Genomic DNA, 14,834 nt, shown 5'->3' with positions numbered 1-14,834 from the left:
GCACGGTTGATCACCCATCGGGGGTGACGGCGAAGGAACCGCCGAGTCCGTCATGTGCACGGAGCCGGGGATTCTTTCCCCCACAAGCCCGGTAGGCGGCTCAGAGGAAGAAGGAGCTCGCCTCCGTGGCGTCCCACCGTCGTCCCAAGCAGCCGAGCCGCACCCGCGTGACCGTGCTCACCGCGACTGCCGCCGCGGCCGTGGCCCTGTCCTCCCAGGCCGCCCACGCCGACCCCAAGCCCAGCAAGAGCGAGGTCAAGGCGAAGGTCGACAAGCTCTACCACGAGGCCGAGGCCGCCACCGAGAAGTACAACGGCGCCAAGGAGCAGCAGGACAACCTGAAGAAGGAAGTCGACGCGCTCCAGGACAAGGTCGCCCGCGGCCAGGCCGAGCTGAACACGCTGCGCACCGAACTCGGTTCGATCGCCACCGCGCAGTACCGCTCCGGCGGCATCGACCCCTCCGTGGCCCTCTTCCTCGCCTCGGACCCGGACAGCTTCCTCGACCAGGCCTCCGCGCTCGACCAGTTGACGGTCAAGCAGACGGAGTCGCTGCAGAAGATCCAGGCCAAGCAGCGCACCCTCGCCCAGCAGCGCCAGGAAGCCCAGGACAAGCTCGGCGACCTCGCCGACGTCCGCAAGGCGCTCGGTGAGAACAAGAAGAAGTACCAGGCCAAGCTGGCCGACGCCCAGCGGCTCCTCAACACGCTGACCCAGGCCGAGCAGGCCAAGATGAAGCAGGAGGAGCAGCGCGCCAGCCGCGACGCCGGCGAGCGGGTCGCGCTCGGCAACGAGGCCCCCGCGTCCAACCGCGGCGCCGCCGCCCTGGCCGCCGCCGCCACCCAGATCGGCAAGCCGTACGTCTCCGGCGCCACCGGCCCCAACTCCTACGACTGCTCCGGGCTGACCCAGTGGGCCTTCGCCCAGGTGAACGTCCACATCACCCGGACCACGTTCACCCAGCACAACGACGGCACGAAGATCGGCCGCAGCCAGCTCCGCCCCGGCGACCTGGTGTTCTTCAACAACCTGGCGCACGTCGGCTTCTACGCCGGCAACAACCAGATCCTGCACGCCCCGAAGCCGGGCGCCTCCGTCCGCTACGAGTCGATGGACTACATGGGCACCTTCCAGTTCGGCGTCCGCATCTGACACCGGAGCGCACTCGGGAAACCCGCGACGGCACGCCCGAACGAGGGAATCCCCGAGCGCCGCACTGACACCCCCGCCCCGCCGGAGACCGAGGTCACCGGCGGGGCGGCCGTGTCCGGCCGCCCTTCCGCCCCCGCGCGGTCCTTGGCCGCCGCGTGATCGGCCGATTACTGTCTGGCTGCTGCGCAGCTCCCGGACTCCGTCCGCCCGCCCGGGCGGCAGGGGCTGCGCACCACCGCGTCAGCGGAAGGGAGTGCGGCTACCTGTGGTGTCCCATCGCCGTTGCACACAGTCCGGCTTCACGAGAGGCGTCCGGACCACGGTCATCTCGGCGGCCGCCGCCACCGCGGCGGCGACGCTGACCGCGGCGCCGGCCGACGCCGACCCGAAGGAGACGCGGCAGAGCGCGAAGGCCGCCGTCGACCGCCTCCACGAGGAGGCCGAGCGGGCCACCGAGCGGTTCAACGCGGCCGGGGAGCGCGTGGAGCGGCTGCGCGACGAGGCGGACCGCGCCCTGGACGCCACGGCCCGCGGCCAGGAACGCGTCAACCGGATGCGCGACCGGCTCGGTGCGATGGCGGGCGCCCAGTACCGCACCGGCTCCCTCGACCCCTCCCTCGCGCTGCTGCTCTCCGGCGACCCGGACACCTACCTGGAGCGGGCCGCCGCCCTCGACCGGGCCGGGGCCCGCCAGGCGATCACCCTGGACAAGCTGCGGCACGCCCAGCGCGCGATGGCGCAGACCCGGGCGGAGGCCACCCGCGCCCTGAGCGGCCTGGAGCGCAGCCGGGCCGCCGTCGCCCGCCACAAGCGCACCGTGGAGGGCAAGCTCCGCGAGGCCCGCCGGCTGCTCGACTCGCTGCCGCCCGAGGAACGCGCCTCCTTCGACCGGGCCACGCGCTCCGGGCGCGAGGACCTGCCCGACCTCTCCGGCCCCGCCTCCGGCCGCGCGATGTCCGCCGTCGCAGCCGTCCACCGGGCACTCGGCCGGCCCTACGTCTGGGGCGCCAACGGCCCCTCCGGATTCGACTGCTCCGGCCTGATGCAGTGGGCCTACGCCCAGGCCGGCGTGAGCCTGCCCCGCACCTCCCAGGCCCAGCGCTACGCCGGCCGCATGGTGCCGCTCTCCCAGGCGCGACCCGGCGACCTGGTCGCCTACCGGGCCGACGCCAGCCACATCGGCATGTACGTCGGCAACGGCCAGGTCGTCCACGCCCCCCACCCGGGCGCCGCGGTCCGCTACGACCCGGTCGGCATGATGCCCGTCTCCTCGGTCACCCGGATCTGACCGTACGATCGGCGGGTGGCCGTAGGACGACGTGACGCACGCGGGGGAGGCGCCCGGAGGCGTCGGCGTGCGGCGGGCCCGCTGCTGGCCGCCCTCCTGGCCGCGTCCGCCTGCGCGTCCCCCGGCGACCGGGACGCCCCCCTCACCCCCGGGGTCCTCGACGCCGCCCTGGAGCGCCGCGCCGCCGCCGTCCTCGCCCACGACCGGGCCGGCTACCTCGCCGCCCTCGCCCCGGAGGCCGCCGGGCTGCGGGCCGCCCAGCGCACCGAGCTGGACCGGCTCGCCGACGTCCCCCTGAAGTCCTGGACGTACGACGTCAAGGGCATCACCCGGCAGGACGGGCCGCGGGCCACCGCCGAGGTGGAGCTGCGCTACCGGATCGCCGGGTACGACACCGCCCCGGTGGCCACCCGCCGCGTCCTGGAGCTGACGCGCGACGGCGACCGCTGGTACATCACCGCCGACCGGCCCGCCAAGGGCGCCTCCGGGCAGCTGTGGCAGCAGGGGGACGTGGAGGTCGTCGAGGGGGCCCACAGCATCGTCCTGGGCGTCGGCCGGGGCGTGGAGGAGCTGCGGCAGATCGCCGACACCGTGGACCTCGCCGTCCCCGCCGTCTCGGACGCCTGGCCACGCCCCTGGAACCGCCGGGTCGTGGTCCTGGTCCCGGACTCCGTGAAGTCCATGGCGAAGCTCCTGGGCTCACCGGAGGCCGGCTACCGGGGCATCGCCGCCGTCACCACCGGCGAGGTCGGCGGCACCGGCGAACGCCCCGCCATCGCGGACCGGGTGATCGTCAACCCGCAGGCGTACGCCACCCTGGGCAGCTTCGGGCAGCGGATCGTCCTGACCCATGAGACGACCCACGTCGCCACCCGGACCAGCACCTCCACGGCCACCCCCGTCTGGCTCTCCGAGGGCTTCGCGGACTGGACCGCCTACCGGGACGAGGACCGCGCGGCCGACGAGACCGCCCCCGAGCTGGCCGCGGCCGTCCGCGACGGCCGGACCCCCGCCGCGCTCCCCGCCGACCGGGACTTCGGCTTCGACGGCGATCCCGCGGAGCTGGCCGGAGCCTACGAGGGCGGCTGGCTGGCCTGCGAGCTGATCGCGGAGCGGTGGGGCGAGGAGAAGCTGATCGCCTTCTACGAGACCGTCGGCGCGCACGACGGGCGCGAGGGGGCGGTGGAACAGGGGATGACGTCGGTGCTCGCCACCACCCTCGAACAGTTCACCGCCGACTGGCGCGACTACCTCGCCGCCCGGCTCGGCTGACCCCCCGCCGCCGCGGTCGCCGCCGTACGGGGCCTCCCCGGCACCGTCGAGCGCCACAGCCGCCGCGCCGCGATCAACGAGGCCGCCACCAGCAGCCCGTTGCGTACGACGAGGAGCGCCACGCCCCACGCGTCGCTCGCCACCACATGGCCGAAGCCGATCGGGAACTCCAGCAGCGTCACCCCCGCCGACACCACCACCAGGACGGCCGGAAGCGTCATCGCCGCCCCCCGGAACACCAGGCACACCGCGGCGAGGCCGACCAGCCACACCACGTACTGCGGGCTGATGACCCGGCTGGTGACCGTGAACAGCAGCACCGCCGTGAACGCCGCCTCGGCCGGGGTGCGCACCGCGAAGACCCGCGCCCGCCACCGCCACAGCAGCAGCCAGCCCAGCGCCAGGACCGCGAGCCCCAGCGCCAGCGTCGACACCGGCTCCACGTACGGGCCGAGGAACTCCATCGAGCCGTACCGCAGCTCCACCCGCCCCTCCCAGCCGAAGTGCCGCGCCACATGGAAGACCAGCGCCCCCAGCGACTCGACCTCGGTGCCCCGGTCCCGCTGGAAGGCCAGGAACGCGAACGCCCCCGGCATCCACAGGGCGAACGCCGCCGAGAGCCCCACCGCGCCCAGCGCCGCCGACGTCCAGGCCGCCCGCGTCGGCCGCCCCTTGCGCACTCCGGCCAGCAGCAGCGCCGGCCACCCCTTCACCAGCGCCCCGAACGCCGCCAGCACCCCCAGCGCCCGGGGCCTGCGCACCCCGGCCAGCAGCGCCGCCACCGCGACCGCCGTCACCAGCAGGTCGTAGCGGGCGTAGACCGTGGGCCCCAGCAGCGGCACCCCGGCCACCCACACCCAGGCGCCCGCCGCCCGCCCGCCCGGCCGCCGCCCCGCGTACAGCAGCAGGCCCAGCACCAGCGCGTCGCAGACCAGCACCACCACGAAGAACGCGGTCGCGTACTCCCAGAACGGCAGCAGGGCGGGGGAGAGGATCGCCAGGGCCGCGCCGGGCGGGTACTGCCAGGTGACGTCGTCCAGGGGGTACGTGCCGCTCAGCAGGGTCTCGTACCAGCCCCGGTAGATCACCGAGACGTCCACGGTGACGTCCGGGCCGGCCACCGTGACCACCTTGAACACGCAGGCCAGCAGCCAGGCCCGGGTCAGCGCCCAGACCGCGTACGGCCACGGTCCCGCGCCGGTGGGTGTTCGTCCCGTCATCGCCGCACCTGTCGTCGCTCGTCCCCGGGCACCCCCCCGGCCGCTCATGATGCCGCCGGGAGGCCGCGGGAGCGGTGAAGCGCGGCCGTTCGGTACTGTCGGCGGCGATGGACAAGACCTTGATCGTGACCAACGACTTCCCGCCCCGCCCCGGCGGCATCCAGGCGTTCCTGCACAACATGGCGCTGCGCCTGGACCCCGACCGCGTCGTCGTCTACGCCTCCACCTGGAAACGCGACGAGGAGGGCGCGGCGGCCACCGCCGCCTTCGACGCCGAGCAGCCGTTCACCGTGGTCCGCGACCGTACGACGATGCTGCTGCCGACCCCGCGCGTCACCCGCCGGGCCACCGCCCTGCTGCGCGAACACGGCTGCACCTCCGTCTGGTTCGGCGCGGCGGCCCCGCTCGGCCTGATGGCCCCGGCACTGCGCCGCGCGGGCGCCCGCCGCCTGGTGGCCACCACCCACGGGCACGAGGCCGGCTGGGCCCAGCTGCCCGCCTCCCGGAGCCTGCTGCGGAGGATCGGGGAGGGCACGGACACGATCACCTATCTGGGGGAGTACACCCGCTCCCGGATCGCCGCCGCCCTCACTCCGGACGCGGCCGGCCGGATGGTCCAACTGCCGCCCGGCGTCGACGAGAAGACCTTCCACCCGGCTTCCGGCGGCGACCGGGTCCGGGCCCGCCTCGGCCTCTCGGACCGCCCGGTCGTCGTCTGCGTCTCCCGGCTGGTGCCGCGCAAGGGCCAGGACACGCTGATCCTGGCCATGCCCGCGATCCTCGCGCAGGTCCCGGACGCGGTCCTCCTGATCGTCGGCGGCGGGCCGTACGCCAAGGACCTGGAGCGGCTCGCGGTGGAGACCGGGGTGCGGGACGCGGTCCGCTTCACCGGACCGGTGCCCTGGGCGGAGCTGCCCGCGCACTACGGGGCCGGGGACGTCTTCGCGATGCCCTGCCGGACCCGGCGCGGCGGCCTCGACGTGGAGGGGCTCGGCATCGTCTACCTGGAGGCGTCCGCGACCGGGCTGCCCGTGGTGGCCGGCGACTCCGGCGGCGCCCCGGACGCGGTGCTCGACGGCGAGACCGGGTGGGTGGTGCGCGGCGGCAGCGCCGAGGACGCCGCCGACCGGATCGTCACGCTGCTCGGGGATCCGGAGCTGCGGCAGCGGATGGGGGAGCGCGGCCGGGCCTGGGTCGAGGAGAAGTGGCGCTGGGACCTGCTGGCGGAGAAGCTCACGACCCTGCTGTGACCGTACGCACGCCGAAGGGCCCGCGCCTGACGACCAGGCGCGGGCCCTTCGTGCGCGGGAGACCGCTCAGCCGCGGTAGATCGACTCCACCTCGTCGGCGAAGTCCTTCGCCACGACGTTCCGCTTCAGCTTCAGCGACGGCGTGATGTGGCCCGCCTCCTCGGTGAACTGGGTCGGCAGGATGCGGAACTTGCGCACCGACTCGGCCTTGGAGACCGCCGCGTTCCCGTCGTCCACCGCGCGCTGCACCTCGGCCAGCAGCTCCGCGTCCTCGCGCAGCGACAGGGCCGTGGAGCCGGCCGGTTTGCCGTGCTCCTCGGCCCAGCGGCCGAGGAACTCCTCGTCCAGCGTGACCAGCGCGCCGACGAACGGGCGGCCGTCGCCGACCACCATGCACTCCGCGACCAGGGCGTGCGCCCGGATGCGGTCCTCGATCACCGCGGGGGCGACGTTCTTGCCGCCCGCCGTCACGATGATCTCCTTCTTGCGGCCGGTGATCGCGAGGTAGCCGTCCTCGTCGAGCGTGCCGATGTCCCCGGTGTGGAACCAGCCGTCGGCCAGCGCCTCGGCGGAGGCCGCCTCGTTGTTCCAGTACCCGGTGAACAGGTGCTCACCGTGGAGCAGCACCTCGCCGTCGTCCGCGATCCGCACCACCGAACCGGGCAGCGGCTGGCCGACCGTGCCGATCTTCGGCCGGTCCCAGGGGTTGAACGCGGTGGCCGCGCACGACTCGGTCAGGCCGTAGCCCTCCAGGACGGTGAAGCCGATGCCCCGGAAGAAGTGGCCGAGCCGCTCGCCCAGCGGGGCGCCGCCGGAGATCGCGTACTCGCCGCGCCCGCCGAGGACGGCGCGCAGCTTGCCGAAGACCAGCTTGTCGAAGAGCTTGTGCTTGAGCCTCAGCCCCAGGGCCGGGCCCTGCGGGGTGCTCAGCGCCCGGCTGTAGGCGATCGCCGTGTCGGCGGCCCGGTCGAAGATCTTGCCCTTGCCGTCCGCCTGCGCCTTGGCGCGGGCCGCGTTGTAGACCTTCTCGAAGACCCGCGGCACCCCCAGCACCAGCGTCGGCCGGAACGCGGCCAGTTCGTCGGTGAGGTTCTTGATGTCGGGGACGCAGCCGAGCTTGATCGGCGCCATCACCGACGCCACCTCGACCAGCCGGCCGAAGACGTGCGCGGCGGGCAGGAACAGCAGCACCGAGCACTCGCCCGTGCGGAAGAGGGGCTTCAGCCGCTCCACCACGTTGCCGCACTCCGCGAAGAAGCTGCGGTGGGTGAGGACACAGCCCTTGGGGCGACCCGTGGTACCCGAGGTGTAGACGATCGTCGCCGGATCGTCCGCCTTGGCGCTGCGCATCCGCAGGTCGCTGGTCTCCTCGGAGACCTCGGCCCCCGCCCTGCCCAGCGCCTCCACCGCGCCGTCGTCGATCTGCCACACATGCGCCAGATCCGGCAGCGCGTCCTGTACGGAGGCCACCGCGGCGGCGTGCGCGTCGCTCTCCACGAGCACCGCCACCGCCCCGGAGTCGCCCAGGATCCACTGCACCTGCTCGGGGGAGCTGGTCTCGTACACCGGCACGGTCACCGCGCCCGCGCTCCAGATCGCGAAGTCCAGCAGCACCCACTCGAAACGGGTGCGCGACATCAGGGCGACCCGGTCGCCGGGCTGCACGCCCGAGGCGATCAGCCCTTTGGCGGCGGCTCTCACCTCGGCCAGGAACCGGGTGGCGCTGACGTCCGTCCAGACACCGGCGACCTTGCGGCTCATGACCGCGACATCGGGATGCTGAGCGGCATTGCGGCGGATGAGATCCGTCAGGTTGCCGTCCGTCGGGACCTCGTACAGGGCCGGAAGGCTGAACTCGCGCAAGACTGCTGCTCCTCATCGGGCTCCGGTGCCACGGCTCTGTGTGACGCACCGGCTGCGGTCCAGGAGTGGCGGGTGCTCAGCGGGGGTGAGCACGACTGGACTGCCCGGACGTTACCCACCGGTACGTGGTTCCGGATAGGGGGTTCCGGCCAGATGTCTTATGCATCACACATATAAATGGCCCTTCCGCGCACAGTAGTCCACCGCCGTCCTGGCGTGGAAGTAACCGCAGGTCCGGACGGTCTACCCAGTCGGGGAACCGGCCCCCTAGGGTGATCCCATGCGAGGAAGCGAATCGGACGACGGGGGCCCGGCCGCCCGGTCCACCCGAATCCACGTGGTCAGCGACGTGCACGGAAACACCGAGGCCCTGGCCCGCGCGGGAGACGGCGCCGACGCCCTGATCTGCCTCGGCGACCTGGTGCTCTTCCTCGACTACGCGGACCACTCGCGCGGCATCTTCCCCGACCTGTTCGGCGTGGAGAGCGCCGACCGCATCGTCGCCCTGCGCACCGCCCGCCGCTACGACGAGGCCCGCGCCTTCGGCCGCGAGCTGTGGGCGGGCCGCGACCGCAACGCGGAGATCCTCGGCGCGGTGCGCAGGCAGTACGCCGAACTCTTCGCGGCCTTCCCCGCTCCGACGTACGCCACCTACGGCAACGTCGACGTCCCCGCCCTGTGGCCCGAGTACGCCCGTCCGGGCACCACCGTGCTGGACGGCGAACGCGTCGAGATCGGCGGCCGGGTCTTCGGCTTCGTCGGCGGCGGCCTCAAGACCCCGATGAACACCCCGTACGAGATCAGCGACGAGGAGTACGCTGCCAAGGTCGAGGCGCTCGGCGAGGTCGACGTCCTCTGCTCGCACATCCCGCCCGAGGTCCCCGAACTGACGTACGACACCGTCGCCCGCCGCTTCGAACGCGGCAGCCCCGCCCTGCTGGAGGCGATCCGCGCCACCCGCCCCCGATACGCGCTTTTCGGCCATGTTCACCAGCCGTTGGTCCGCCGGATGCGCATCGGCGCCACCGAGTGCGTCAACGTCGGCCACTTCGCCTCCACCGGAACGCCCTGGGCGCTCAGCTGGTGAACGCGGGCCGCCGGGCCGCGGCCCGCGGCGCCCCGGGCACGCGATAGCCTGCACAGCGGCAGAGCTCTGCCGAACGGGACCGGTTACACCGCACTGGAGGGCCACGGCGATGGCTGAACACACCAGCTCGAGCATCACGATCGAGGCGGCGCCGGCCGACGTCATGGGCGTGATCGCCGACTTCGCCCGCTACCCGGAGTGGACCGGCGAGGTGAAGGAGGCCGAGGTCCTCGTCACCGACGACCGGGGCCGCGCCGAGCGGGTCCGCCTCGTCCTGGACGCCGGGGCGATCAAGGACGACCACGTCCTCTCCTACACCTGGACCGGCGAGAACGAGGTCAGCTGGAGTCTCGTCAAGTCCCAGATGCTGCGCTCCCTGGACGGCACCTACGCCCTGACCCCGCTCGCCGGCGGCGCGCGCACCGAGGTCACCTACCGGCTCGCCGTCGACGTCAAGATCCCGCTGCTCGGCATGATCAAGCGCAAGGCCGAGAAGGTCATCATCGACCGCGCCCTCGCCGGTCTGAAGAAGCGCGTCGAGTCCATCCCGGGGACCTGAGCCCCGTGCGCACGGTCCTGGTCACCGGCCCCGGCGGCGCGGGCCGTACCACCGCGGCGGCGGCCACCGCCCTGGCCGCCGCCGCGGACGGCGCCCGCACCCTGCTGCTCTCCGCCGAGGCCATACCCGGCTTCCCCGCCGCCGCGGAACCCGCCCGGGTCACCGACCTGCTCGACCACGCCCGCATCGACTCCGGCGAACACTTCCGCGCCGAACTCGCCGACCTCCAGAACCGGGCCTCCGGCGTCCTGGACCTGCTCGGCGCGGGCCGGCTCGACGGCGAGGAGCTGACCGAACTCCCCGGCTCCCCGCAGCTCGCCCTGCTGCACACCCTGCGCCGCGCCGCCGAGGGCGACTGGTCCGGCTACGACACCCTCGTCGTCGACCTCCCGCCGCTGGCCGAGGCCCTGGCCCTGCTCGCCCTCCCGGAACAACTCCGCCGCTACCTGCGCCGCCTCCTCCCCGCCGAACGCCAGGCCGCCCGTGCCCTGCGCCCGGTCCTCGCCCAGCTCGCCGGGGTTCCGATGCCCGCCCGGTGGCTGTACGAGGCCGCCGCCCGCAAGGACGCCGAGCTGGCCGCCGTACAGGCCCTGATCGAGGACGGGGCCACCACCCTCCGGCTGGTCGCGGAGCCGGGCCCGGCCGCCGAGGACGCCCTGCGCACCGCCCGCACCGGCCTCGCCCTGTACGGGCTCCGCACCGACCTGCTGGTCGCCTCCCGCGTCCTGCCCCGCCACTCCGCGGACCCCTGGTTCGCCGGGCTCGCCGCCCAGCAGGAGAAGTGCCTCGACCGCTGGCGGCAGGACCTGGCCCCGGACCTTCCCGTGCACGAGGCCGCCCACCTGGGCCGCGACCCGCACGGCCCGGACGACCTGGCCGCGCTGCGGGTCCCCGCCCCCGACGAGCGGACGCCGGGCCCCGCCGGCGACCCGTGGTGGACCGAGGAGGAGCCGGCCGCCGAGGGCGGGGGCACCGTCCTCGCCTGGTGCCTGCCCCTGCCCGGGGCCGCCAAGGAGGACCTGCGCCTGGTCCGCAGGGGCGACGAACTCCTCCTGACCGTCGGCCCCTTCCGCCGGATCGTGCGGATCGCCTCCGCGCTGCGCCGGTGCACCGTCTCCGGCGCGGCCCTGGCCGACGGGGTGCTGCGGGTGCGGTTCACCCCCGATCCGGCGCTGTGGCCGCGCACCACCTGAACCCCGTGGGACCGTTCGGGTAACGTCGGTGGTACGTGAACGGCAGGCCGACCGTCGGCCGCCCGCGCCGCAGGAGCCCGCCATGAGTGAAGCCACCGATCGTCCTGTCGACGGCGACGCGTGGGCCGACGCCTGCGCCGAGGACCTCGCCGCCGAGCAGGCCCGCCGCCGCGCCCGGTACGGCCCCCCGCCCGGGTCGGCCGCCGAGGAACTGCGCAAGCTGGTGGACGCCGTCGCCGACAAGGTCTCCTCGCTCCAGACCCCGCTGCTCGGCATCGCCGCCCAGGGCGCCCTCCAGCAGGCCGTCCGGCAGGCCAGGTCCGCCGTCGAACCGGTCATCGAACGCAACCCGCAGGTCTTCGACCACCTCGCCGCCGCCGGCGGCGAACTGCTCGCCGCCTACCGCTCCGCGGTCGGGGGCCAGGAGAGCCGCTGGACCCGCACCACCGAGGGCGCGTCGGGCGGCGACCCGGCGGATAAGGCCGCGGAGAGGCCCGCCGGCCCCCGCGACGAAGGCCCCTCCGGCCCCGAACGCATCGACCTGGACTGACCGGCTCCGGCCGGTCCGGGGCCCGGCCTCGGGTACGGTTGGCCCTAGCGGGGCTCGACCGGAACTGAGGGATTCATGGGACTCACCATCGGCGTCGATATCGGCGGCACGAAGATCGCGGCTGGAGTGGTCGACGAAGAGGGCCGGATCCTCTCGACGTTCAAGGTGGCGACCCCGCCGACGGCCGAAGGCATCGTCGACGCGATCTGCGCGGCGGTCGCCGGAGCGAGCGAGGGCCACGAGGTGGAGGCCGTCGGCATCGGCGCCGCCGGCTACGTCGACGACAAGCGCGCCACCGTCCTGTTCGCACCCAACATCGACTGGCGCCACGAGCCGCTCAAGGACAAGGTCGAACAGCGCGTCGGCCTGCCCGTCGTCGTGGAGAACGACGCCAACGCCGCGGCCTGGGGCGAATACCGCTTCGGGGCCGGTCAGGGCCACGAGGACGTCATCTGCATCACGCTCGGCACCGGCCTGGGCGGCGGCATCATCATCGGCAACAAGCTGCGCCGCGGACGCTTCGGCGTAGCCGCCGAGTTCGGCCACATCCGGGTCGTCCCGGACGGTCTGCTCTGCGGCTGCGGCAGCCAGGGCTGCTGGGAGCAGTACGCCTCCGGCCGCGCCCTGGTCCGGTACGCGAAGCAGCGCGCCAACGCCACCCCCGAGAACGCCACCGTGCTGCTCGGCCTCGGCGACGGCTCGGTGGACGGCATCGAGGGCAAGCACATCAGCGAGGCCGCCCGCCAGGGCGACCCGGTGGCCATCGACTCCTTCCGCGAACTGGCCCGCTGGGCCGGCGCCGGACTGGCCGACCTCGCCTCGCTGTTCGACCCCTCCGCGTTCATCGTCGGCGGCGGCGTCTCGGACGAGGGCGAACTGGTCCTCGACCCGATCCGCAAGTCGTTCCGGCGCTGGCTGATCGGCGGCGAATGGCGTCCGCACGCCCAGGTGCTCGCCGCCCAACTCGGCGGCAAGGCAGGGCTCGTGGGCGCGGCCGACCTCGCCCGCCAGGGCTGATCGCACCTCTCGCACGACGCACCGACGCCCGCCGCCGCCCTCCGGGGCCGCGGCGGGCGTCCGTCGTATCGTGGCCCGCATGGTCCTGACGCCCCTGCCCGATCCCCGTACCGAGGCGGACGGTTCAGCCGTCATCCGCGTGCTGAGCTACAACGTCCGCTCGCTGCACGACGACACCGCGGCCCTGGCCCGGGTCATCCGCGCCTGCGCCCCCGATCTGGTCCTCGTCCAGGAGGCCCCGCGCTTCTTCCGCTGGCGCAAGGCCGCCGCCCGGCTCGCGAAGAGCAGCGGCCTGGTGGTGCTGAGCGGCGGGGCCACCGCGGCCGGGCCCCTGCTGTTGTGCTCGCTGCGGGTCGCTGTCGAGCGCACCGAGGACGTCCTGCTGCCGCTCACCCCCGGCCTGCACCGCCGGGGCTTCGCCACCGCCGTGGTGCGGATCGCCGGGGCCCGGCTGGGGGTGCTGAGCTGCCATCTGAGCCTCCAGCGCGACGAACGCCTGGCCCAGGCGGACCTGCTGCTGGAGCGGTTGGGCGCAATGGGCGTGGAGCACGCCGTGGCGGGCGGCGACCTCAACGACGTCCCGGACGGGAAGGCGTTCCGGCATCTGGCCGGGCCTCTCCAGGACTGCCGGGCCGTCGCGCCGTGGGGCGGGGAGCCGACGTTCCCGTCCGGGGAGCCCCGCAAGCGCATCGACGCGATCTTCGCGACCCGGGGCGTCGAGGTGCTCGGCTGCGGGGCGCCGACCGGGCTGCCCGGCGTGAGCGAGGACGACCTGAGGGCGGCCACGGACCACCTGCCGGTCCTGGCCGCCCTCCGCGTCCCCGCCGGGCGGTGACTACACGACCGCGCCGCGCCCCGGGTCGCCGTAGGTGTCGTCATCGTCGTCGTGCGGCATCCGGGCCACCAGGGTGGCGAAACCGCCGAGGAAGCCGCCGATGCACAGCGTGGTGAGCCACCACGTCATCTCCCACCGGAACAGCACCGCGACCAGCATCAGCACCGGCCCGCCGATCACCGCGAGCCAGGCGAACTTCGCCGTGACGTCGGCCTCCGGCAGCGGCGGCGGCTCCGGGGGCACGAAGTGGCCCTCGTCCCCGTCGTCCGGGTCGTCGACGCCGTCGTCCTTCGACTCGGGCAGCTCGTAGTCGCGCGGACCGGCGACGCCGGGCGCGAAGACCACCGAACTGCCCAGCGGCTTCTTCTCCGGCGGCTTCGGGGGCGCCTTGCCGGACCCCTTGTCCGCCGGGCTCCCGGCGGAACCGTCCGGATCCACCGTGTTGCGCTGGCCGTCCTCCGGCAGGGCCAGGTCCTCGACCGCCTTGAACGGCTTGGCGCCCGGCGGGTCCGGCGGCTCCTCCCCGTACCCCGCGACGATCGCGGCCCAGGCCGCGTCCTCGTCGATCGCCCGCTCCTGCTCCGCTCCCTCGGCCCCGGCCGGCTTCGCCGTCCCCTCCGGGACGGCCGCCGGCTCCGTGGGGCGCGGTTCGCGCTCCTCGTCCCCGCTCGTGCGCTCCGCGTCGTGCTCAGCCACCGGACGTGCTCCCCTTCATCCCGACGTTCGGTGCGAGACGGCCGATGAACCGGTAGCTCTCATCGAAGATCCGCTCCGCGTCATGGTCCAACGTCGCCACGTGGTAGCTCTGTTCCAGCAGGATCTCCTGGACGTCCGTGGACGAGATCCGGCTCAGGACGCGCGCGCTGTCGGCGGGCGGCACGACATGGTCCTGCGGACTGTGCAGCAGGACCAGCGGCTGGGTCACCTGGGGCAGCTCCCCGTCGACCAGCGCCAGGAACCTCCGCAGCGAGTGGGCGGCGTGCAGCGGCACCTTGGTGTAGCCCACCTCGTGCGAGCCGGGCAGCGCGATGTCGTCGGCCACGCCCTTCGTCGTCCGCACCAGATGGCGGGCGACCGGCAGCGCGTACGCCGAGAGGCCGTGCACCTTGTTGGCCGGGTTGACCAGCACCAGCCCGCTGACCGCGTCGCCGTGCTTGGCCGCGAGCCGCAGGGACAGCGCCCCGCCCATGGAGAGGCCGAAGACGAAGACCCGCTCGCACTTCTCCGCGAGGATCCGCAGCTCCCGGTCCACCTCCGCGTACCAGTCCTGCCAGCCGGTGACCGCCATGTCCTCCCAGCGGGTGCCGTGGCCCGGCAGCAGCGGCAGCGAGACCGTCAGCCCGCGCTCGGCGAGATAGTCCGCCCAGGGGCGCAGCGACTGCGGGGATCCGGTGAAACCATGGCAGAGGAGGACGCCGACCTCTCCGCCCTCGTGGCGGAACGGCTCGGCTCCAGGGAGGACCGGCACCGGGGTCTCCTGTTCGTGGGGCGGGGCGGGGGAGGGCGCACCCGGGGGAGTGCTTGACGGATGGCTTCACCGTACGCGACC

General features: G+C 74.0%; 14 protein-coding genes. 10 read left to right on the top strand and 4 right to left on the bottom strand.

The features are described 5' to 3' along the window. Positions 1–125 precede the first annotated feature (125 nt). The 3 genes from AMK24_RS15850 to AMK24_RS15840 all read left to right on the top strand — a co-directional run bounded on the left by AMK24_RS15850 (position 126) and on the right by AMK24_RS15840 (position 3,711). Positions 126–1,151: a C40 family peptidase gene (locus AMK24_RS15850; RefSeq protein ID WP_073769387.1), complete on the top strand. Its 1,026-nt coding sequence runs from the start codon at positions 126–128 to the stop codon at positions 1,149–1,151. Between the two features lie 265 nt (positions 1,152–1,416). Then, positions 1,417–2,439, top strand: coding sequence for a C40 family peptidase (locus AMK24_RS15845; protein WP_073769386.1), 1,023 nt, complete (start codon positions 1,417–1,419; stop codon positions 2,437–2,439). A 15-nt stretch (positions 2,440–2,454) separates the two neighbouring features. After that, positions 2,455–3,711: a hypothetical protein gene (locus tag AMK24_RS15840; protein ID WP_079190531.1), complete on the top strand. Its 1,257-nt coding sequence runs from the start codon at positions 2,455–2,457 to the stop codon at positions 3,709–3,711. Here AMK24_RS15840 and AMK24_RS15835 read toward each other — a convergent pair. Further along, complete coding sequence (locus AMK24_RS15835) at positions 3,687–4,931, bottom strand: glycosyltransferase family 87 protein (RefSeq protein WP_073769385.1); 1,245 nt, start codon at positions 4,929–4,931, stop codon at positions 3,687–3,689. The genes AMK24_RS15840 and AMK24_RS15835 overlap by 25 nt on opposite strands. Before the next feature lie 107 nt (positions 4,932–5,038). Between AMK24_RS15835 and AMK24_RS15830 the strand changes: the two genes are divergently transcribed. Beyond that, positions 5,039–6,181 (top strand): glycosyltransferase family 4 protein, encoded by a 1,143-nt coding sequence (locus AMK24_RS15830; protein WP_073769587.1) that lies wholly within the window; start codon positions 5,039–5,041, stop codon positions 6,179–6,181. Between the two features lie 66 nt (positions 6,182–6,247). Here the strand turns inward: AMK24_RS15830 and AMK24_RS15825 are convergent, their stop codons facing one another. Next, positions 6,248–8,044 (bottom strand): AMP-dependent synthetase/ligase, encoded by a 1,797-nt coding sequence (locus AMK24_RS15825; protein ID WP_073769384.1) that lies wholly within the window; start codon positions 8,042–8,044, stop codon positions 6,248–6,250. A 280-nt stretch (positions 8,045–8,324) separates the two neighbouring features. Here AMK24_RS15825 and AMK24_RS15820 point away from each other — a divergent pair, with 280 nt between their 5' ends. From AMK24_RS15820 to AMK24_RS15795, 6 genes are all read left to right on the top strand, one after another. Further along, a complete protein-coding gene (locus AMK24_RS15820; RefSeq protein WP_073769383.1) occupies positions 8,325–9,131 on the top strand; it encodes a metallophosphoesterase family protein in 807 nt (268 codons plus the stop codon). A gap of 109 nt (positions 9,132–9,240) precedes the next feature. After that, positions 9,241–9,690 carry an SRPBCC family protein gene (locus AMK24_RS15815; protein WP_073769382.1) on the top strand — a complete coding sequence of 150 codons (450 nt, stop codon included), beginning with the start codon at positions 9,241–9,243 and terminating at the stop codon, positions 9,688–9,690. Positions 9,691–9,695: 5 nt separating this feature from the next. Beyond that, entirely contained in the window at positions 9,696–10,883 is a 1,188-nt protein-coding gene (locus tag AMK24_RS15810) for an ArsA family ATPase (RefSeq protein ID WP_073769381.1), read from the top strand. An 82-nt stretch (positions 10,884–10,965) separates the two neighbouring features. After that, positions 10,966–11,433: a DUF5304 domain-containing protein gene (locus AMK24_RS15805; protein WP_073769380.1), complete on the top strand. Its 468-nt coding sequence runs from the start codon at positions 10,966–10,968 to the stop codon at positions 11,431–11,433. Between the two features lie 75 nt (positions 11,434–11,508). Next, complete coding sequence (locus tag AMK24_RS15800) at positions 11,509–12,450, top strand: ROK family glucokinase (protein WP_073769379.1); 942 nt, start codon at positions 11,509–11,511, stop codon at positions 12,448–12,450. A gap of 79 nt (positions 12,451–12,529) precedes the next feature. Further along, entirely contained in the window at positions 12,530–13,285 is a 756-nt protein-coding gene (locus AMK24_RS15795) for an endonuclease/exonuclease/phosphatase family protein (protein WP_073769378.1), read from the top strand. Here AMK24_RS15795 and AMK24_RS15790 read toward each other — a convergent pair whose 3' ends face one another. Together AMK24_RS15790 and AMK24_RS15785 are read right to left on the bottom strand one after the other, a co-directional pair. Continuing rightward, positions 13,286–13,981 (bottom strand): hypothetical protein, encoded by a 696-nt coding sequence (locus AMK24_RS15790; RefSeq protein WP_073769377.1) that lies wholly within the window; start codon positions 13,979–13,981, stop codon positions 13,286–13,288. Continuing rightward, positions 13,974–14,753 carry an alpha/beta hydrolase gene (locus tag AMK24_RS15785; RefSeq protein ID WP_073769376.1) on the bottom strand — a complete coding sequence of 260 codons (780 nt, stop codon included), beginning with the start codon at positions 14,751–14,753 and terminating at the stop codon, positions 13,974–13,976. The genes AMK24_RS15790 and AMK24_RS15785 overlap by 8 nt, the downstream gene beginning before the upstream one ends. Between the last annotated feature and the right edge of the window lie 81 nt (positions 14,754–14,834).

Origin of the sequence: Streptomyces sp. CB02366 (assembly GCF_001905905.1) — a bacterium.
In the GTDB taxonomy this organism is placed as follows: domain Bacteria; phylum Actinomycetota; class Actinomycetes; order Streptomycetales; family Streptomycetaceae; genus Streptomyces.
Note: the sequence above shows the minus strand (reverse complement) of the source record. Positions and strands in the feature narration are given on the sequence as shown.